We start from the raw sequence: 21645 nt of genomic DNA, 5'->3' as shown, positions 1-21645 counted from the left end.
AGTTTTCATTGCTAATTATTTATCTGCCATCTCACGTTGCCGCAAATTGTTGCTATACTTTGAAAGAACAAATTTTATTTGGCAATTGAGTTGGTTCATAGATTTTAAGTACTTATCCCCTCCCGCAGGAAGTACATCTCCCAACTTATCTGTCACACGAAACGTTATTACCTTTTGGCTTCTCATCATGCTGAAGGTAGGGATCTGGAGGTTTTATGGACAGGAAAGCGCATATAAATTTTTGGTATTTTGCCGTAGCCATTATCGGCATTATGCTTTTTCAGCAAGCGTGGATAGAGGGGCGACAGCTTGAGACGATTCCTTACAGTGAGTTTCAACAGCTTCTGCAGGACGAAAAGATTGCCGAGATTACGATCGCTGATACGAATATTCGCGGCAAACTCAAAGAGGTCACCGCCGATGGCCATCAATACATCTATACCGTGCGGGTCGATCCCGACTTTGCCAACGATCTAGCCAAATATAAAGTCAAATTTTCTGGAATCATTGACAGTAAATTGATGAGCACCCTGTTGTCGTGGCTTATCCCTATGGCGCTGTTCTTCGTCGTCTGGATGTTCTTAGTGAGAAAAATGGCTGACAAACAGGGGGGTGGGTTGTTGTCCATCGGTAAAAGCAAGGCCAAGATCTTTGTCGAAAAAGACATGAAGACGACATTTGACGCTGTAGCCGGGGTTGATGAAGCCAAGGAGGAACTCAAAGAAATTGTGGCTTTCCTCAAAAATCCAAAGGATTATGGCCGGATTGGCGCCCACGTTCCAAAGGGGATCTTGCTGATCGGTCCGCCGGGTACCGGTAAGACCATGTTAGCTCGGGCGGTGGCCGGTGAGGCGAGTGTCCCATTCTTTTCGATTAACGGTTCAGAATTTGTTGAAATGTTTGTCGGTGTTGGGGCGGCAAGGGTGCGGGACCTGTTTGAGCAGGCACACAAAAGTTCTCCATGCATTATTTTTATTGACGAGTTGGATGCTCTTGGACGCGCCCGTGGTGCCGGACCCCTTTCCGGGGGACACGATGAAAAGGAGCAAACCCTCAATCAACTCCTCAGTGAGCTGGATGGATTCGATCCGCAGCAAGGTATTGTCTTGCTGGCGGCTACCAACCGTCCTGAAATCCTCGATCCTGCGCTGCTGCGGGCTGGCCGTTTCGACCGGCAAATACTCGTCGACCGACCGGACAAGGTCGGCCGGACTGCTATTCTTAATGTCCATGTCAAAGCCATCAAGATGGATGCTGACGTGGTTCTGGAACAGATTGCTGCGCTGACTACCGGTTTCAGCGGTGCGGATTTGGCCAATCTGGTGAATGAAGCGGCGATTCTGGCGACCCGTCGTGATGCCGCTTCCGTGACCATGGATGATTTCACCCGGGCTATCGAACGTATTGTCGCCGGGCTGGAAAAGAAAAATCGTCTCCTCAACCCTCATGAACGCGAGGTCGTAGCTTACCACGAGACCGGCCATGCGCTGGTCACGCTGGCGCTTCCGGGGACCGACAAAGTTCATAAAGTCTCTATCATTCCCCGCGGTATTGGTGCGCTCGGTTATAACATCCAGCGCCCGACCGAAGACCGCTACCTGATGACCAGTGTGGAGCTGGAAAATAAAATGGCCGGGTTGCTTGGCGGTCGAGCAGCGGAGATGGTGGTGTTCAAAGAACTGTCCACGGGGGCTGCCAACGACCTGGACAAAGCGACTGACATCGCACGCAACATGGTAATGCGTTATGGCATGGACGAAATCCTGGGGCAGGCCACTTACGCGGAGGAGCCCTCGCCGTTCCTGGCGGGTGGCGGCATGCCGCGAATCCAGCCGCGAAGTTATAGTGAAAAAACGGCCCGGGAAATCGATGAAGCGGTGCGGACAATGGTGGGCAGGGCCTTCGGGCGAGCCACAGCCATCTTGAAACAGAATCGACAACTCCTGAATGAGACCTCGGAAAAACTTTTACAGAAAGAGACGTTAACCGCTGCGGAACTGCCGCAACCTGTCTGGCCGGTTCAAGGGGGAGAGTTATAAAAGATGACGATGGAGCAGGAGCACAGTCACCGATCTAGAGCTTTTCTGCCGAGCAATGAAATTTTGCTGTGATGTTTGGTTTCGGACTGTTGCATAAACAAACGTGCTCCTTAAGCGAGAAACAGAAAGAAGAGAAAAATCATGAAACAAAAGATCCTGCCTGCCTATTTGGTTTTTGTGCTCTTGGGGCTGTTGTGCTTGTTGCCAACCGCTTCGGCCGCAGCGTTCCAACGGGTGACTATCGGCATTGCCGCTGATGGTCCATGGGAGCGTAACGAAGAGTTTATTGAACTGTTCCGCAAGGAGATCCGGGAATTAACCGCAGGGGATTTTGAGGTGCGCTTTCCAGCAGATAAAATTCTCCTGGCCGACTGGACAGCCAGTGGGGCGCGGCAAGTCGTGGATCGCCTGTTGGCCGATCCTCAGGTCGATCTCCTCATCCCCCTTGGGGTTTTGGTTTCTATGGATGCTGCTGGGCGCAGAACCTTGCCCAAACCTGTCATTTCGCCTCTGATTTTGGATCGGGAAATTCAAGAGTTTCCTTTCAACAATGGCACGAGCGGAATGAAAAATTTTACCTATCTGGCGTCGTCGCCGGAGATCTTGCGGGATCTCAAAGTTTTTCACCACCTTTTCCCCTTTAACCATCTGGCCATACTCAACCATCGTCCGTTTCATGAAAACATCCCCGCAGGGCGGAAGAGTATTCGCGGGATCGTGGAAGAGCTTGGTTTCACCGTGACCTTTATCCCCGTGGATGCTGCTGCTGAGACGGCCCTGACGGCTCTGCCGCTTGGCATCGATGCTGTCTATGTCACCCCGCTGCTGCAGCTTTCTGAGAGTGAGTTCGAACGGCTGGTGCAAGGACTTATTGAGCGGCATTTGCCGAGTTTTTCTTTGCTCGGCAAAAGTGAAGTCGAGCGAGGGATTATGGCTGGAGCCGCTCCGGCAACGGATATCCCCCGGCTGGCTCGACGCACGGCCCTTAATGTCCTGCGTATCCTGCATGGCGAAAAAGCCGCTGCTATACCTGTGGAGTTTGAACGGGATGAACGGTTGAGCATCAACATGGCCACCGCTCGAGCGGTCGGATTCCATCCGCGTTGGGACACCCTTACCGAGGCGGAGCTGCTGCATGAAGAACGCACCAATATTTCGCGACGACTCTCTCTTGGCAGCGTCGTCGAACAAGCGATCACTGCAAATCTCGATCTGGCTGCGCAACGCCGCTTGGTTGCTGCCGGGACTCAGCAGGTGCGACGAGCCCGCTCGGGACTCCTGCCCCAACTCGGTATCGCTGCCGACAGCACTTTGATCGATGCTGACAGGGCAGAAGCCAGTTTTGGTTCTCAAGCTGAACGGACCTTTTCCGGCTCCCTCACCCTCAGCCAACTCCTCTATTCAGACCGGGTCTGGGCTAATTTCAGCGTGGAGAAACAACGCCAGATTGTCCGCGAAGAAGAACTGGCACAATTGCGTCTCGACATTGTCCGCGAGGCAACCATCACCTACCTCAATCTGTTGCGCGCCAAGACGGTGCAGCGTATTTTTAAGGATAACCTCAAGTTGACCCGTTCCAATCTGGATTTGGCCCGGGCGCGGCTCAAGGTCGGTTATTCCAGTCCAGCGGAAGTTTACCGCTGGGAAAGCCGTATCGCCAGCGACCGGCAGTCAGTGATTCGTGCCGATGCACAACGACAACAGGCGCAGATCGCCCTCAACCGTCTGCTTCACCGTCCTGCTGAAGAACCTTTTTTGACCGTGGAAGTGGGGCTTGATGATCCCCTCCTGCTGACCGATAGCAAGCGGCTTGATCCCTACATTGATAACCCTTGGTCTTTCGGACTTTTTCGCGATTTTATGGTGCAGGAAGGGCTCGCCCTAGCGCCGGAGCTGAAACAACTTAACGCGTCGATCGTCGCCGAAAAACGGATTCAGGAGGCCGCTAAACGGGCGTTCTGGGCGCCGGACATCAGCCTTCAAGGTGCCGTAACTCACCGTTTTGCTGAGGGTGGTCAGGGAGTCGAAGCTCCATCGTTTGAAGGATTGACGCTCTCCCAGGCGGACGATACCGACTGGAGCCTCAATCTTAATCTCTCTTTGCCCCTCTTTACCGGCGGGGCCCGAAGCTCCGACTTGGCCCGCAGTCGAGAAGATCTCTCCCGTCTCTACTTGCAACGTAACGCAATTGTCGAACGGATCGACCAACGCATCCGTTCGGCTTTGCATCAGGCGGGCAGCTCCTTCGCTGGCATCCGTCTGTCCCATGAGGCGGCCGTAGCGGCGCGGAAGAACCTGGACTTGGTCACCGACTCTTACGCACGCGGAGCGGTCGGTATCCTTAACCTGCTCGATGCTCAGAATGCAGCTCTGGTGGCTGAACAGACCGCCTCTAATGCGGTCTATAATTTTCTGATCGATCTGATGGAAGCGGAACGGGCCACAGGGCGCTTCGATTTTTTTGTCTCAGAACAGGAGCGGCAAGCCTGGTTTGACCGGCTGGCGACATTTTTTGCCGAAGCGGAGATTCAGTAAATTTTCAAGGAGGATATTGCATGATTAGCAGCAGTTTTAAAAAATGGGGGACGATTGTGGTGGCAATCATCCTTGCCATTAGCGGCGTTATCTTCTGGTTGCAGTATCACCAGCCGGGGTTGCCTGAAGGTTTTGCATCGGGGAATGGACGCATTGAAGCGACCGAGGTTGATATCATGGCCAAGTTTTCCGGTCGTTTAGCTCAGGTGCTCGTCAACGAGGGGGATACGGTCAAAGCCGGACAGATTTTAGCACGTATCGACACCGAGAACTTGGATGCGTTATCCCGGCAAGCGCAGGCGCAGATTGGGCAGGCGCAACAGGAGCGGAACTACGCTGCGGCTGTTATCGAACAACGTAAAAGCGAACTTGCGCTCGTAGAAAAGGAGCTTGACCGATCGCGGGAACTCTACGAGCGGGATAACATTTCTCTTAAGGAGTTGCAGCGCGATGAAACAGCGGTTATGACCGCCAAGTCAGCGCTGGCTGCAACCAGAGCAAAATTTGCCGAGACCGGAGCCGCGATCGAGGCGGCCGTTGCCGCGAGCGAAAAAATCAAGGTCGATATCAATGACAGCATTCTCAGGACCCCGGTGGGGGGGCGCATCCTCTATCGTCTACACGAACCCGGAGAAATTCTGGCGGCTGGGCGCAAGCTGTTGACGGTTCTTGATCTCAGTGATGTCTATATGACCATCTTCCTGCCGACGGCACAAGCCGGCAGAGTCACGATTGGTGCAGAAGCGAGGATCGTCCTTGATGCCTTGCCTGATGTTTCGATCCCCGCCAGGGTTTCTTTTGTCGCACCCGAGGCCCAGTTCACCCCACGCGCGGTCGAGACGCGCACAGAGCGGGAAAAACTGATGTTTCGTATTAAGGTTAAGATCGATCAGGAGCTCCTGAAGTCCTATGCTGAGCAGGTCAAAACGGGGTTGCCGGGGGTGGCTTATGTACGGCTTTCAGCCGATGCTCACTGGCCAGAATCCCTGCCAGCTTTGCTGCAAGTCAATTCGGAGCATGAGTGAGATGGCCGAGCTGTCCGTAGCGCATCTGCATGACGTCTCTCTCTGTTATAGCCAGATCGCAGCTCTTGATAAGATCGACCTCGAAATCCCTGCTGGATGCATGGTCGGTATCATTGGCCCCGACGGGGTGGGAAAATCCAGTCTGTTAGCGCTGATCTCGGGAGTTCGTAAAATTCAGACCGGACAGGTCGAGGTCCTCGATGGTGATATGCGCAGCAGTCGGCATCGTACCAACATCTGTCCGCGTATCGCCTATATGCCTCAGGGGTTAGGGCGCAATCTTTACATGACCCTCTCGGTGTTCGAGAATCTTGATTTCTTCGCCAGGTTGTTTGGTCAGTCGCGCACAGAACGACACCAGCGTATCGATGAGTTGCTGGAAAGCACCGGCTTGACACCGTTCCGGGATCGCCCGGCGGGCAAGCTCTCCGGCGGGATGAAACAGAAGTTGGGGCTGTGCTGCGCCCTCATCCACGATCCCGATCTCCTGATTTTGGACGAACCGACAACCGGAGTTGATCCCCTTTCGCGGCGGCAATTCTGGCAACTGATCCACCGGATTCGGGAACGCAGCACCGGGATGAGTGTGCTGGTCGCCACCGCTTACATGGACGAGGCTGAGGCGTTTGACTGGCTGGTGGCGATGGATGCAGGCCGGATCCTCGCGACCGGTTCCCCGCAAGAGCTGATGACCCGTAGCGGCAGCGCCAATCTTGATGCGGCCTTTATTGAACTTTTACCCGAAGAAAAAAGGCGCGGTCACAAAGAGTTGATTGTGCCGCCGCGGACCTCGCAAGCTGAGGGTTCCCTGGCGATCAAAGCCTGGAATCTGACCAAGCGGTTCGGCGACTTTACGGCGGTAAACCAGGTCAGTTTTGAAATTGAGCGTGGTGAAATCTTTGGATTCCTCGGATCTAACGGCTGCGGCAAGACCACCACAATGAAGATGCTGACCGGTTTGCTCCCGGCAACAGAGGGCCAGGCCAGTTTATTTGGCCATCCCGTAGATGCCAAAGATATTGCGACACGCAACCGCGTCGGCTTCATGTCACAGGGGTTTTCGCTCTATGGCGAACTCACGGTGCGGCAAAATCTGCTCCTGCATGCGCAATTATTCCATCTCCCACAGGGACAGATTGTGGCACGAGTGAATGAAATGATCGAGCATTTCAAGCTCAATATTTATGTCGAGGAGCCGGCTGAAAAGCTGCCACTCGGGATTCGCCAGCGCTTGTCGTTGGCGGTGGCGGTGATCCATCAACCGGAGATACTGATCCTGGACGAACCCACCTCTGGAGTGGATCCGGTTGCCCGCGATAATTTCTGGGAATTGTTGATCAATCTTTCGCGTAACGAAGGGGTGACCATCTTCGTCTCTACCCATTTCATGAATGAAGCCGAGCGCTGTGACCGCATATCTCTGATGCACGCTGGCCGGGTGCTGGACAGTGATACCCCCGCCGCCCTGGTCGCGAAACGTCAGGTCAAGACGCTGGAAGAGGCTTTCATCGCCTATCTGGAAGAAGCCGGTGGAGAAGGTAGCAACACCTCCTCCGAAGTTGTTGTTCCACCTGTTGTCAGCCACCGCAAGCAAAGGCCTGGTGCGTTCAGCCTCCTCCGGTTGTTCAGCTATGCCCGCCGCGAGACTCTGGAGCTCAAACGTGATCCGATCCGCCTCACCTTTGCACTCTTGGGGACGGTTTTACTGATGTTTATCCTCGGTTACGGCATCACTCTGGATGTTGAGAATCTCCCCTTTGCGGTGCTGGATCGAGACCAGAGCCCGCAGAGCCGTGACTATATCCAGAATATCTCCGGTTCCCGCTATTTTATTGAGCGCCCGGCTCTCTACGATCAAGCTGAACTGGAACAGCGGATGCGTAGTGGTGAGCTTTCGGTCGCCTATGAGATTCCGCCAGACTATGGCAAAGACCTCAAACGGGGACGAACCCCGGAGATCGCTGTTTGGATTGATGGCGCAATGCCCTACCGTGCTGAGACGACCCGCGGTTATGTCGAAGGGATGCATTACGCTTATATCCTCGATCTCGCCCAGCGGACTCTGGGTGGTATTCCGCGAATCTCCTACGCCGATATCGCGGTACGCTACCGCTATAATCAGGACTTTAAGAGCATCTATGCGATGGTGCCGGCGGTGATCCCACTGTTGCTGATTTTCATTCCGGCGATTCTGATGGCCCTCGGTGTGGTGCGCGAAAAGGAGCTCGGCTCCATCACCAACCTGTATGCAACGCCGGTGACCCGGTTGGAGTTCCTGCTGGGGAAGCAACTGCCTTATATCGGCGTCAGCATGATCAGCTTCTTCGGCTTGGTGGCGCTCTGCGTGTTCGTCTTCGGGGTGCCGTTGAAAGGGAGCTTTCTGGCTTTGACTCTGGGGGCGTTGTTCTATGTCACTGCCGCCACCGGGTTGGGTCTCCTCATCTCGGCGTTTACCCGGACGCAGATCGCGGCCCTTGCTGCGACCGCGGTGGTGACGCTGCTGGCATCGGTTAATTTCTCCGGGATGACCGATCCGGTGTCGTCGCTGGATGGTGCCGGGGCGCTGATTGGACATCTTTATCCAACCACTTACTTCCTGATTCTCAGTCGTGGAATTTTCACCAAAGCGCTCGGTTTCAGCGAACTCTATCGTGACTTTTTAGCCCTGGCAGCGTTTATCCCGGTGTTGACTCTGTTAAGTCTGATTTTGCTGCGGAAACAGGAGAAGTGAGGATGAAACGACTGGCGAATATCTACCGTTTAGGAGTCAAGGAGTTGCGCAGCCTCTATCGCGATCCGGTGTTGCTGTTCTTTATTATCTGGGTGTTTTCCGGTGGCATCTACACCGTGGCCACCGCGACGACTCAAGAGTTAAATAATGCTCCCATCGCCGTGGTCGATGAAGACCAATCACAACTTTCAACGCGGATCATCCATGCTTTCTATGGACCTTACTTCAAAACCCCCGAGTTGATCACTTTGGATGCCATTGATCCTGGCATGGATGCAGGGCTTTATACCTTCGTTCTTGATATTCCTCCAGATTTTGAGCGCGACCTGTTGGCGGGCCAGCAACCGACCATCCAGGTCAACGTGGATGCGACCATGATGACTCAGGCCTTTATCGGGTCCAGCTATATCCAGAATATCGTCACCGGCGAGATCAACGAATTTATGCAGGCTTATCGGGCCGAGACAACGCTACCGATCGGGTTGGCTGTGCGCACCAAGTTTAATCCCAATCTCACCAGCACCTGGTTCGGCAGCGTGATGGAGGTGATCAACAACATCACTATGCTGGCCATCGTCCTCACCGGAGCCGCGGTGATCCGTGAGCGCGAACATGGCACGCTGGAGCACCTGTTAGTGATGCCGCTCACGTCGTTCGAGATCATGACCGCCAAGATCTGGGCCATGAGTCTGGTCGTCCTTGCCGCAGCAGCTCTTTCTTTGCAATTTATGGTGCAGGGGCTGCTGGCGGTGCCGATTGCCGGCTCTGTGACGTTGTTTCTGTGCGGCGCCGTGTTGCATCTGTTTGCCACGGCTTCGATGGGGGTTTTCTTAGGGACCATAGCACGATCCATGCCTCAGTTCGGGCTGTTGATGATCTTGATCATTATGCCCCTGCAGATGCTTTCCGGCGGCGTCACTCCCCGCGAAAGCATGCCGGAGCTGGTCCAGAACATTATGTTGGCTGCGCCCACCACCCATTTTGTCAGCTTTGCCCAAGCTATCTTATATCGCGGCGCTGGTTTTGAAGTTGTCTGGCCGAGGTTTCTGGCTCTGATCGTCATCGGTACCATATTTTTCTTAGCCGCCCTGGCTTTCTTTCGCAAGAGCTTGAACACGGCGCAGATGTAAAGCGAAGCGGCCTTTAAGGATGAAAAATCAAAATAAAAGGTCGCTGAAGTTATCTATTTCAACCCATGGCATTGCCTTTAAAGGTGCAATGCCGTGGGTTGGTTTAAGATAGTTGCTGTCAAGTCGAGGTGTTTAGAGCTTATCGGGAGCGTTATCCTCTTTTCAACGGACGGGTGCCGATAATCTTGTCATTGTTTTCATACAGATTCAGGACTTCACTGTCATTTCGAGTATTCCGTTGGCTGTACTGTTCATCTCTCCACCATGTGGCACTCAAAAGCGCCTGTCGCGCTTCAATATGTTTTTCTTCACTGACGGAAACCATTGGTGTCTTCCATGCAATCTGCTCAGACGAAAGCGTGAAAATTGAGTAGCGCATCGGGTGAGAATTGAGCGATGGCAGGGCGAAATAGTTTATCTTGTTGAGTTCACGCGTATGTAGACCAATGTGCCGATGGCCCGAGAAGGCGATCGGATTGGCTTGGCTATTTTTTTCCAGAATCGACCGGACTTCGGCGGCGTTATCGATGCAAAACCACTGCTTGGGGCCCCCCTTCAGCTCATCGACGGTCCAGGGGATGAAGTTGTGATGCATAAAGACCAAGTTGATCTGATCTTTATGGAGTGACAGTTCATTGTCCAGCCAACTAAGCTGTTCGTCAGGGAGATGACCGCCCCATTTCTTTTGTTCGAGTGGCAGGCAAGCATCGAGTGCGAGCATGCGCAAGCCTGGGACGATCTGTTTAGCATAGTAACGCTTTCCCGACCCATCGTAACCATACCCAGAGAAATATTGGACAAAATCATCAATGGTGAGATAGGTAAAGCCATCCCGGTGTTTCTTGGTATCGGCTGGTTGATAATCATGATTTCCACAGAGGACGAAAGATTGGTGTTTCAGGGTCTTTAATGCTTCTCGGACAATGCTGGCATTTTCTGCCTCACCATCTGTGAGCAGGTCTCCATTGATCATGACAAAAGCGAGCTCTTTTTCTGCATTGAGATCGGCGATGGTGTGATGTAGGCATGCAACACTGTCAGCACTAAGTCTGAACCCGTTTGTACCCTGAATATCGACGTGAAGGTCGGAAATAACCGCAAAGCGGATGGGCTCAAATGGAACCTTTAAAGTGTTCGCAAAAGCTATACTTCCAGTGTTCATAGCAACTGCGGCGCCAAGAAGTGAGATTCCACCTTTTCGAATAAACTGTCGTCTGCTCAGATCGTTCATAATGAAGACTCCTGTTGTTGGATGGGAATGTTCTGTTACCTTTTGTCTGATTCTTCATCAAGTTTGTTGAAAACAGGTTAGGAAAAGGTTTTATAAATGTTTAAAATGACAGGGTTCAGGACGAGATGATTGGCCTGGTGACAGATTCAGCCGATCGGGGGGCATTCCATCAAGCAGGTCGCATAACAGGAACATCTTTCAACGATTCTGCTCACTCCTCTTTAAGGATGGCTTTGATATCATTAACCATGGATAGAGCCCCTGCAACATAGGATTGCCAATCAGGGCTGGTCAAAACCAGTGAATTTTTCAGCGCCAGGTGCTTGGTTTCAATCTGTTCAAGGTTCTGGATGATTTTCTCCACTGTCGGCTTATCGCCCCGTGTCGTTCGCAATATCTGTCTGACAACAGAGTCGCGTGCTTCACAATATTTTAAGCGGTTTGTGACCTGCCCTTGTTTATGTAATTGGCAGACTGATTGGTTTTGAGCGCTGCGACTGAAAGCCTGTTCAGCGTCATTTGCGAGTTGCAATAGTTTGGTTGTTATTTTATCCATTTGAGCTTTGATGTCCTTTTAATAAAGTGAGCCCTATGTCTTGACGGCGCTGGTCTGGTCACGTGGCATTGGGGGAACTTTCTGACCAGAACAGAAAGGTTGCGAAGAGAAGAGTCAAGACCGAGGCTGAAAATAGCAACCAGACGGTCCCGGTGTTGCAATGCAGGTTGTTTTGAATGATTACGTTCAGATTCGGTCACGATGGATATGAAAACTCAGCTGAGCACCGGTTACAGTGCTGCGGCCAGTATAGGCGAAGAGAACCAGCCAGACGATTTGCAAGAACAACAGCGTTGCCGGTTGCCATAAATTTTGTAATCCCTGGAGTAAATCGGGGTGAGTTGTTGGTGCGGAATTGAAAAAATAGGCGCAGAGCAGAGCGTAAGGGATGACCAGTAATCCCATAATCTGGTAGGCCGAGAACTTGTTGTTACCGCGAAAATCGGCGCGCAAAAACTCTGAGAAGAATCGCCATAATTGGGTGATCAGCAGCACGCTGGCAAAGGCGGCGGCGAAATGACCGTAAAGATAAAATTCTATCCCTAATAAGCCAATCAACAGATAGAGAATGGCCGTCAATGCCTGCACCGGAACCACTGGTTCCCCCTCCAGATCGCTGGCATAACAGATTTTCCGGGTCTCCCCATGGAAAATGAAATGCCAACGGGAAAATAATTCGCGTAACAGCGGACGGCACTGGGACACCGGCTTCCCATAACAGCAGCCAAAACTGATGCAAGCCAAGCGACCGAGCCCTTCACCGAAGGCGTAGGCGATGCTGATGGCTGCCAGAGTTGTGAGCACCGGCAGGTGATCTCCGGTACAAAAATTGACCAGCTTAACCATCCAGGGAGCGGCGAGAATGCCGATAAAAACGGCTCCACCAACAGTAAAAGTGTGGGCTTTTCCCTCGATTATTCTGGCGATCCATCTAGACGCTGGAACGCAGAGGAGCAGCAAACAGACGACAAGCAGCAAGACTCCGGTCAATGGCACATGGGCGGCGCCGAGGAGGACGATCAACATCAGGATCCCGAGCAGATAGGCGTTCGCGGTGAGCAACCCGTACCAAGTCAGATTGATCCCCTGCCATTGACCATTACCGAGAGGTCTGATTGGCAACGTGGCTAACATCTGCCACCCTTCCCGGGGGAGAACCCTGAAACCCCAGGCCAAAACCAGACTGAAGAAAAGTAGCAATGAAAGGATAAATAGCTGGTTAATCATGATGTGCTCCCTGATGTTTGCTCTTCGGCTGAAGAGCGGTTCCCAATAATGATCTGACTTGAATGTCGGTTTCGACCAGAGGCGTCTGAAACCCGGCACTGAAACGGCTTTGGACGTCCTGTCGCAGTCGGTTTTCTAACAGGTCTGCCGCAAACTCGATGCGTCCTTTTTCAAACAGGAGGATATCGGTGCTGCTGCCAGGACGGTAGAGGCTTTTGGGCGCCCCTTTGGTCAGAAACATCCCGATCTTCATCGGCTCTGGATTGTCATAACAGCAGGTGCTATAGCACTGTACAATGTCTCCGATCATTAACGCCACGATCTCCAACATTGCCACATATCCGACCCCGCTACCTCCCTCGACGTCGGTGTCAATGATGGTGACGACGCGACGATTTTTTGAGAAGGGGGTCGCTGCGGAGATGATGGCCTGGGGATTACAGGAATGAAAGCAGCCGTCGAGCTGATAATAGTCAACGACCTTTCCAGAGACTGGACAATGGTTGTAGTGGTACTTATCCGGTGTTAGTCGGAACAGGGAAAAATCGCCACGTGCAAAGCAATTAAGCCAGCATGTTTTCTGTTCACCGAGCAACTCTTCAAAACTGAAAAACTTTCCCTTGATTTCCATGCAGGAATTTTCATCCAGAGATCCGACAATCACCCGGGCGTCTGCAGGAGAGAGGATCGCATGCGGTTGTTCCGGCATCGGCCGACAATTCCAGTAGCGGATTTTCCGTTCAAAAACTTTACGGGCGGTATCGAGTTTTCGCGGTGGTTCAAGACATTCTCTCAGATCAACCCCGGCTTCACGGAGAAACTGCTGGTTCCCCAGAACCTTGGTGGCCAAGGCCAGATCGTAGTTGAAAAAGCCCAATAGTTTGGAGGCCCCTGAACCGGTCAGCAGCTGGAACAGTTGCGGAGCCTTCTCACGCACGGGATGATACAGCCATTGGATAATGCGGTCGGCGAACAAGGGTTCGTTACAGACACGACCGCTTGTTCTGTCAATATATTGATGGGTCTGAGTCATGATTATCCTGGGGGTTATAAGGTCGTTGATGGGCTAGAAGACGGTCGCGATGCTCCGTCAATAACATCAGATTAAGGAGGCGTTGTAACGGTTGACTACCGAGCTGGTCATGGAGAAGATCCTGCTTGGCGGTCAAGCAGAAGGTTGTCGCACTTTTGTCCTGCATCAGCTGGGCAAGCAACGGCCGGAGCTCGGCGTCTGTTCTGCTGTTTCCTGCTTCGAGTTCTTGCAGATCTTCTTGCAAAAAAGCGAAGGCTTGTTGCATATGCTGGAGCCGGAGATCCTCACGGTAATACTTTTCAGCCGCCTGATTAAAATCATCCGCATCCAGTTTCAGTGGACTTGTCGCTTTGTTGCCGGCAATTTCCTGAACCAGTCGCCCTGCAGCCGAATAGCGCTGTGGTCGCTCAAGGCGCTGCTGGAGCTCATCCAGCAACGGTGTAAACCCAAACATTTCAACTAAATCAGCACCATCTTTCCGCAGCAGCTTCAACAACGCTTGGCAATAATCCTGATGATAGACCCGCAGGTAGCCGGGGTAGCGGCGACTGGTGCGAATATGATCGGTCTGCTTGAGGATTTTCAGCAGAAAGCGATTACGGGTGGTGCGTAAAACGAAGAAGGTCGGGATGCCAACCGCCATACCAAAAAAAATCTGCCGCCGTTCACTTTCAACAAAAGGGGTGTCGGGAATATGGCGATGACGGATCTGACCGCTGGCCATATATTTAAATGCGAGTGCCGTGATTAACACTTGCAGGTTGGTGGCTCCGGAAAAGTCTTTATCGAGATCTGGAAACAAACTGTAGTGGCGGCCTTCAAACCCACTGAAGCCCATCCCCGCGAACTCGCGGAGTTTGAAAAACTGGTACAGCGACATCTGTTTGTCAAATACCCCCATATCCACCAGATCTTCTTTCAACTGCTCCTGATTACCGATATTTCCATCGTAAGCCGGACTTTGTTCGGTACTTAAAAAACAGATGGGATAATCGAGCAGACGGAAATCCGGTACCAGATCACCACGCATCGCTAAACTGTTACTGAGGAGGCGATCCAACCGTTGCGGGCCGAAGGGGGTGAGTGTTTGACCAAAGCAGGAGAGGCTGGCCTTTTTTTTCCAGCGTCGCCAGAACATGCGTAAGTGGGTAAAGTCAAGCTGATGGGGGAGAAATCCGAGGACTTTCTCGGGGTGGAAATCGGCAAAAGCCAGACGATAAGGTGCTGCGCTGTAGGTCGTGGCAAACAAAGGGAGGAAGTGTTCCATGATTTTACAGCTCAGGTCGCCAAGGAACTTTTCGTGCTCAGGGCCGAAAGGGCTCTCCTGCTGCCGCTGGATCGCGGTCAGTTTCTGGCTGCCAATGCTTATATGGACCCCGTTATTTGACAGACTGGTGTTGGAAACATTTGGCAACACCACCAGATTGTTGGTGATGATGCCTGCCTCGCGCAACTTGGCCACCGCATTTAATTGGCTACGGCTGAGGACTTGATGACAGAGCCCCATATAGTTGTGCTTATCTTCGCCACAGTTCCAGCCGGAAAGACACGGACTCATGAACAGTTGGCGGTAAAAGGCATCGGGGATGATTTCGTTGAGGGTTTTCTGTCGCAGCGGTGGGTGTGGAGAAAAATATATCAACGCCTGTTGCCCCTCTTCCAGAAGACCAAAATGGAGGTTAGCATAGCGTAGTAGCAGTTGGGTAAAGAGAAAGCGCTTGGCGGTCTCTTTGGCGAGCGCACGCCCCATGCCACGTTGGGGAGAAAGCCTTTCGACATGAAACGATAATGTTTCTGGTGAGGTATTGTCGTTGAGGTAATGTTCCAGTAATGATTCACCGACGCTCTTCAGGTGGGCCATCTTTAACTGCTGGTTCCCGAGCAGGTCGGCGAGGGAGAGTTTGACCAGGTAACTGATAGGCACCCGTAAGTAGGGTTCGTTGTTTTTGCCGACGACTTCATAGCGGTTCAGATCCTTGCGATTACCCTCTTGTGGCCGCTGTTTGTTGGCCAGAAGGTCGCGCGTCAGGACCCTTTCAGCAAAACGGGATAATCGTCGCCGGGGGAAACGAACCCAACTGTTTTCCCATATCTGGGTGTTCCGTTCCGAGAGAAAATCCTGTAGCTCTGAAAGTAATTTTTCCGGCGTTTCTCCACTCCGGGTGCGGCGTTGCAGATTGGCAAAAAATCTGGACTTTTCTATTTGTTGCGGCAGGTCAACCTGACCTCGAGAGCCGACGACCACCGCTTGTAATTCAGTTTCAGAACCAGCGGTGGCATCGTCACCGGTAAAAGGGAGCTGGCTGAGAAGCTTCTTTTCCGGATCGATTCCAAGGGCTGCAAAACAACTTTCCAAGTCAGCGGGGCGTCGTGTGTCTGTCGCAGAGAGGAGTTTTAGATTGCTAAGCATGTGTTGTCCACTTTCTCAGAAGAATTGACCAGCGCTATGGTCGCCTCCAACTGTGTCCATACTATTTTGCTTTGATGAGGGTTTTGTTAGCGCCGGGCAAAAAAGTATTCCTGCGACATCTCTGCTTAATCTTTCGTCGTGATGTTGCTGAAACCCATGGGGCATGGAGTGAGATTTGAGAAGCCTTTCGCTCTACATCGGTTTGAGCATCAAACGAGATAATCTTCCAGAAAACCTAATCCTCACGAAATTCTCATGCGCAGATAACTCTATCCCGTTCTCTCCCTGCACTGTGCTGGCAACGGTTGCAGACATTAATAACCAACGTAACGGCTCATCATTCCCTACCCTGCTCCAAAGAGAGCAGGGTAGGGAATGATGACGTTAGCTTCGGTATAGGTTTTTGGGGAACAGTTTCTCCTTCGGTTGTGGTAAGGATCAACTGCCACTTCCCCCCCCCCCCCACTATAATCGTTAGAAGTTAATAATATGAGGGTGTAAAAAACTTTGTGTAAATGGTCTCAGTCGGTTACAACCTGTAACCCCTGGAGGCACTGATGACCATACCCAAAGATTTGCTCGATACGGGCTACTGAAACAACTGACCAAGCAACTGCTGGAGCAAGCCATGCAGACCGAGATAACCGACCATCTTGGCTATGAGAAGAACGCTCCCTCGAACAATAAGGCGGTTGGTGTCAACATGGACGGGCTTAAAGAAGTTCTCGGGATATGGACCGCTGAGACCGAAGGAGCCAAGTTCTGGCTTCGGGTTGTGACTGAGCTGAAGAACCGTGGTGTGAAAGATATTTTTGTCGCTTGTGTCGATGGCCTCAAAGGGTTCCCCGAAGCCATCGAGACGGTTTTCCCGGATACGCAAGTTCAGCTCTGCATCGTCCATATGGTGCGCCACAGCCTGAACTATGTATCCTGGAAGCAGCGTAAGGAGGTCGCAGCCGACCTGAAAGCGATCGACTCCGTACCGACCGTCGAAGAAGCGGAATATAATCTCGAAGTGTTTGAGGAAAAGTGGAACGGAAGTCACCCGACCATCGGTAAGTCTTGGCGGAACAACTGGGAACGGATAACGCCACTGTTTTCCTATCCACCAGATATTCGCAAAGCGATCTACACGACCAACGCTATTGAGTCGGTCAACATGTCGCTGTGTAAGGTGACGAAGAATCGGGGTTCGTTCCCCAATGGTGAATCAATGATCAAGCTGCTGTACTTGGCATTGCAGAATATCTCAAAGAAATGGACAGTGCCGATCCCCCATTGGCGATCGGCACTGAATCAGTTTTCGATTATGTTTGAAGGGCGAATGCCACTACTCTGACCGGCGGCCCATTTACACAAAATACTTTACAGGCCCAATAATATCAAACCCCGCAGCCAACATTTTTCAGGATGCTCCATTGTTTAGGAATGATTTTTTATATCTCGGCATATAATCATTGGAGACGAGACTGATTAATATGTCGGCTGGAACATGATTCCAGCACCGAGCAATGCTGGGTAAGGAACAACAACGTTGGCTTCTGTGTAGGTTCCAAATTCACCGGTGTAAGGATTTTCGAAATCATTGTCATCGATAATATCAGTTATTAACAGATTTACTGTTGTTGATGGTGCACCGGCAGCAAAAGAGTAATTTATGGTGTGCGTTGTAGGGGGCCCTGTTGGGTCACCATTATTATCCAACTCCTGAATATCAACCTCACCCGTGGCAGAATTGTTATCATCACTATAGGCGAGGGTGCCGTGAACGTTTTCCTTGCTTGTACGGTTGAATAGATCCCAAACAGTCAAACGGTCACTGTCGTCATATGTGAATGTTGCCTCTATATAGGGGTCGATCGTTGTCGTAGAACCAGAATCCGTACTTGTGCTTACCCCATCAATAGCGATTAAACGGTTGTCGTCATAGGTGAATTCGAGAGTTAGGGTCTTATCAGGATCTGCGGGGTAGCTCCATGTAGATACGGGGTCACCATTATCGTCTAAGAACACACTATTATCAGACACATAACGTTTACCTTGATATTTTGTAAGATAACCCTGTTCCCCATATGTGAAGGTGTAATCATACTTTTCGGGGGAAGGGGTGCCATTGTACACAGTTTCTTCTGTGTATGTTGCAAGACGATTGTTTTCGTTATAGGTGTAGATATGGATAGTCTTCTCGTCCTTGGTGAGTTCATTAGAGTTATCATCCCGACTACTCTTGACCGTGCTTATTGTTGTAATCCGACCCTCCGTATCAAAGGCGTTTGAATACGTGCTTTCTTCGTCGACATATTCTGGGGTCTCACTGAGGTTCCACTCTTCTTCCTTAGTCAGATGACCGTCAGTATAAGTATATGTTATTTTTTTTTCGTCAACGAGATTTGAGCCCTCATCGAATTTCTCCTTAGATATGGCCGTCAGCTTCCCTTGATCATGGCTGTAAGTGAAGACACTGCTACCCTGATCCTCACTTTTGACAGAGACGTTTGTTAGCTGATCTTGAGAGTCATAACTGAAGCTGTATACAAAGTTTATGCTGCCGTAGTTATCGTCTCTTTCAAGGATGGCACCAGGCAAACGGGTGGGGGTGTTGCTTGCAGTTTCAGCACTTGGGGATAAAACCGTATCCGGAATGAGCCAATCCCCATCTAAATCGACAGGATAGAATAACGATGGCAGGTCTGGATCAAAGGTATAATGATTTGTTATTGATGCATTCGAATCGTAGGGATCTGCAACCGTTGCTGCAATGAGCTGATCTTGGTCGTTGTAGTCAAAGTCGATGGATATGACTCTAGGAATGCCATAATGTGTGGAAGGAAAACCCATCGATTCGATCCCATAAGGGTAGTCAACCGCTGATGAAGTCCCATCGGCAGATCCCCCATCGCTGCCACTGCTGCTGCCACCACCCCCGCAACCACTGAAAGTTAATAATGTGATCAATAATAGTAAACCCAGTAACCCACTTTTTTTCATGAGACTCCCTCGCTTATGATGGTTTTTTCTGCCCTCTCACACTGAGATATGGCGCTAAATGTTACAGTTTATCTTGTCTTTAATATCAAACAGAGGTGGTTTTTATATGATGGTGAGCATTAATTGCCGCCAATATCTAAGCTCATAAAACCCTGGATGTCAAGCTTTGTTGGATAATGCCAACGTTTTAAGGGGCTTACCTAGGGTGGTTCGCTTGAAGCAAACAAAATCCTCACAAACTGCTCATCTACCGCTAACGCCACGTTCCATAATAGGAGCAAATCCCTCAATGTGGAGATAAATATGGCGCAAGTTGATTTACACGTACACTCCAAGTATTCCAATCACCCATCGGAATGGTTTTTACAGCGGTTAGGGGCTTCCGAATCTTATACTGAGCCGGAAACCATTTATAAACTGGCTCGGAAGCGGGGGATGGATCTGGTCACTGTGACCGACCATAATCGGATCAAGGCGTCGTTGGAGTTAGTGAAGAAACATCCACAGCACTGTTTTTCCGGGGTCGAATCAACGGCCTATTTCCCCGAGGATAACTGTAAGGTGCATATCCTTATTTATGGTCTGGATCGGGAACAGTTCAGCAAGATTCAAAAAAAACGGCTGAATATTTATAAGCTCCGGGATTACTTGAAACAGCAGGACTTGCCTTGCATTGTCGCTCACGCGACCTATTCCGTGAACGGTAAGCTCAGGTTGGAACATCTGGAGAAATTGATACTGCTCTTTAACAATTTTGAGGGGCGTAACGGCAGTCGCAGCACCCTGCATAATGACGTTCTTTCCCGTGTCCTTCTGGGGCTGACAGCTGCTGACATTGAGCGACTGCAACGGAAGCACCTGATTGAACCCTGGGGGGCTGAACCCTGGAAAAAAGCATTAACCGGTGGTTCTGATGACCATGCCGGCTTTTTTATCGGTAAAACCAGTACCCAGGCCGAGGCCAAGACTCCCGATGAATTCTTACAGCAGTTAAGGCTGGGACAGACGCAACCACAGGGGCGGCAGAATGATTTTCAGGGGTTGACTTTTGCGATTTACAAGATTGCTTTTGACTTCTCGCAACATAAAAGTACCGCGTTTGCCAGCTCAACGATCAGTGACCTGAGCGGTTATTTGTTTAATGAAAACAAAAAGCTCGGGATTCGTGATCGACTCCGGTTGAACAAAATGAAATCGCAGAAAAATAACGCGATTTATCAGAATATTGTCAAACTGATTGAAACCAGCCGCACCCTCAACGAAGATGATATCGATGCCCGCTTAGAGCTCCTTTATGATTGTATCAGTGATATCTCCGATCAATATTTCCGCTCCTTACTGACATCCCTTAATACCAATATTGAAGAGATGGATATCATCCAGATTATTCAGGGGCTTTCATCCAGTATTCCGGGAATTTTTCTGTCAATTCCTTTTTTCTCCGCTTTCAAGCACATGTTCGGCGAACGGGAGTTGATTCAGAGCTTCGAAAGGAAATGGGGGAAACAGGTGTCGCCTCAACCGAAACGAATTCTTTGGTTGACCGACACTTTGACCGATTTGAACGGGGTTTCGATGACTTTGCAGACGGTCGGTAAACTGGCTGAAGAGAAGGGGCATGATATCCATATCATGGCAAGCCTGTCACCGGAGCAGCAGACCGACATTCCATCTTCAACGCTGGTGGTTCCGCCGTTGTATTCGTTTCAACTGCCCCATTACGAAGATCTGGATATCAATGTTCCGTCTGTGCTGCACATGCTCAAGCAGATTTATACGTTCAATCCGGATGAAATCTATATCTCAACCCCAGGGCCGGTCGGGATTTTAGGGCTGTTGATCGGGCGCATGTTGGGGACGGAGATTAAAGGGATTTATCACACCGACTTCACCATGGAGTCAGAGGCGATTATTGCGGAACCGGCCATATCAAATATGATTGAGCAATACAGCCGCTGGTTTTTCAACCAGGTTGATACCCTGCTGGTTCCAAGCAGCGAGTATATTCAGCTGCTCAAACAGCGCGGTTATCGCTACCGCCACATGGAACGTTTTAAGCGAGGTCTGCGCACCGAACACTTCAAACCACAGCGCTGGAGTCAACCTGCCTCTTCTCAACGACCGAAACTGCTTTATGTCGGGCGTATTTCCAAGGACAAGAATCTTGACTTTCTTCTGCAGGTCTATCTCCGGTTACATGACCTTTATCCTGGTATCAGCCTGACATTTGCCGGGGAGGGGCCTTATCTGCAATCGTTACAGGATCAGTGTCGTCACTTGGCAGAGGTCCGTTTTCTTGGACGGGTTGCTTATGCGGATTTACCGCAGCTCTACAATCAACATGATTTGTTTGTTTTTCCCAGTGTGACGGATACCTTCGGTATGGCGGTTCTTGAAGCTCAGGCGTGCGGGCTCCCGGCGCTGGTCTCAAACGTCGGTGGGCCGAAAGAAATTGTTGTTGATGGTGGCAGCGGCTATGTCCTTCCGGTTGATGATGTCCAATCCTGGGTTGAGCGCATCAGTCTGATGGTTGAAGATTTTTCCCTAGCTGGAGGCCTCTGGCAGAAACTGGGGCAAAGCGCCCGTGACCATATTCTCAGCAATTACAGTTGGGATGTGATCCTCAAACAGATGGTTGCTCCCGACCATCAGGATGACTGCCTCCAACATCGTCATCGCCACCAGTCATCCCTAAAGCGTATTCTCAAGCTGGCCTCTAACATGATGGTGCACTAAAATT

12 protein-coding genes and 1 pseudogene are annotated in these 21645 nt (G+C 51.1%); 7 read left to right on the top strand and 6 right to left on the bottom strand.

What is annotated here, in order from left to right:
- The first annotated feature begins 215 nt into the window (after positions 1–215).
- The 5 genes from ftsH (at position 216) to BLU87_RS08310 (ending at position 9460) form a co-directional block, all read left to right on the top strand.
- Positions 216–2039 (top strand): ATP-dependent zinc metalloprotease FtsH, encoded by a 1824-nt coding sequence (gene ftsH / locus BLU87_RS08330; RefSeq protein WP_092346671.1) that lies wholly within the window; start codon positions 216–218, stop codon positions 2037–2039.
- A gap of 141 nt (positions 2040–2180) precedes the next feature.
- The gene (locus BLU87_RS08325) at positions 2181–4574 is read left to right on the top strand and encodes a TolC family protein (RefSeq protein WP_092346668.1); all 2394 of its coding nucleotides are present in this window, start codon (positions 2181–2183) and stop codon (positions 4572–4574) included.
- 20 nt (positions 4575–4594) lie between these two features.
- On the top strand, positions 4595–5599 hold the full coding sequence (locus BLU87_RS08320) for an HlyD family secretion protein (protein WP_092346665.1): 1005 nt from the start codon (positions 4595–4597) through the stop codon (positions 5597–5599).
- 1 nt (position 5600) lies between these two features.
- Positions 5601–8330 (top strand): ribosome-associated ATPase/putative transporter RbbA, encoded by a 2730-nt coding sequence (rbbA, locus tag BLU87_RS08315; protein WP_092346662.1) that lies wholly within the window; start codon positions 5601–5603, stop codon positions 8328–8330.
- Positions 8331–8332: 2 nt separating this feature from the next.
- Positions 8333–9460 (top strand): ABC transporter permease, encoded by a 1128-nt coding sequence (locus BLU87_RS08310; protein ID WP_092346659.1) that lies wholly within the window; start codon positions 8333–8335, stop codon positions 9458–9460.
- Positions 9461–9611: 151 nt separating this feature from the next.
- Here BLU87_RS08310 and BLU87_RS08305 read toward each other — a convergent pair whose 3' ends face one another.
- From BLU87_RS08305 to BLU87_RS08285, 5 genes are all read right to left on the bottom strand, one after another.
- Entirely contained in the window at positions 9612–10691 is a 1080-nt protein-coding gene (locus tag BLU87_RS08305) for a metallophosphoesterase family protein (protein ID WP_092346656.1), read from the bottom strand.
- A gap of 211 nt (positions 10692–10902) precedes the next feature.
- Entirely contained in the window at positions 10903–11247 is a 345-nt protein-coding gene (locus BLU87_RS08300) for a hypothetical protein (RefSeq protein WP_092346653.1), read from the bottom strand.
- A 186-nt stretch (positions 11248–11433) separates the two neighbouring features.
- A complete protein-coding gene (locus BLU87_RS08295) occupies positions 11434–12474 on the bottom strand; it encodes a prolipoprotein diacylglyceryl transferase family protein (RefSeq protein WP_092346650.1) in 1041 nt (346 codons plus the stop codon).
- Positions 12467–13507 carry a phosphatidylserine decarboxylase gene (locus BLU87_RS08290; protein WP_092346647.1) on the bottom strand — a complete coding sequence of 347 codons (1041 nt, stop codon included), beginning with the start codon at positions 13505–13507 and terminating at the stop codon, positions 12467–12469. Before BLU87_RS08290 ends, BLU87_RS08295 begins: the two co-directional genes overlap by 8 nt.
- Positions 13482–15917, bottom strand: coding sequence for a hypothetical protein (locus BLU87_RS08285; RefSeq protein ID WP_092346644.1), 2436 nt, complete (start codon positions 15915–15917; stop codon positions 13482–13484). The genes BLU87_RS08290 and BLU87_RS08285 overlap by 26 nt, the downstream gene beginning before the upstream one ends.
- 688 nt (positions 15918–16605) lie before the next feature.
- On the opposite strand from BLU87_RS08285, the pseudogene BLU87_RS08280 reads away from it, so the two are divergent.
- Positions 16606–17256, top strand: a pseudogene (locus BLU87_RS08280) (IS256 family transposase); the annotation flags it as partial.
- Between the two features lie 134 nt (positions 17257–17390).
- On the opposite strand, the gene BLU87_RS08275 reads toward BLU87_RS08280, so the two are convergent.
- A complete protein-coding gene (locus tag BLU87_RS08275) occupies positions 17391–18905 on the bottom strand; it encodes a hypothetical protein (RefSeq protein ID WP_092346641.1) in 1515 nt (504 codons plus the stop codon).
- A gap of 303 nt (positions 18906–19208) precedes the next feature.
- Here BLU87_RS08275 and BLU87_RS08270 point away from each other — a divergent pair, with 303 nt between their 5' ends.
- Positions 19209–21641 (top strand): glycosyltransferase, encoded by a 2433-nt coding sequence (locus BLU87_RS08270; protein ID WP_092346638.1) that lies wholly within the window; start codon positions 19209–19211, stop codon positions 21639–21641.
- Positions 21642–21645 lie beyond the last annotated feature (4 nt).

It is taken from the genome of Desulfuromusa kysingii (assembly GCF_900107645.1).
In the GTDB taxonomy this organism is placed as follows: domain Bacteria; phylum Desulfobacterota; class Desulfuromonadia; order Desulfuromonadales; family Geopsychrobacteraceae; genus Desulfuromusa; species Desulfuromusa kysingii.
This window is presented reverse-complemented; position numbering and strand designations above follow the sequence as displayed.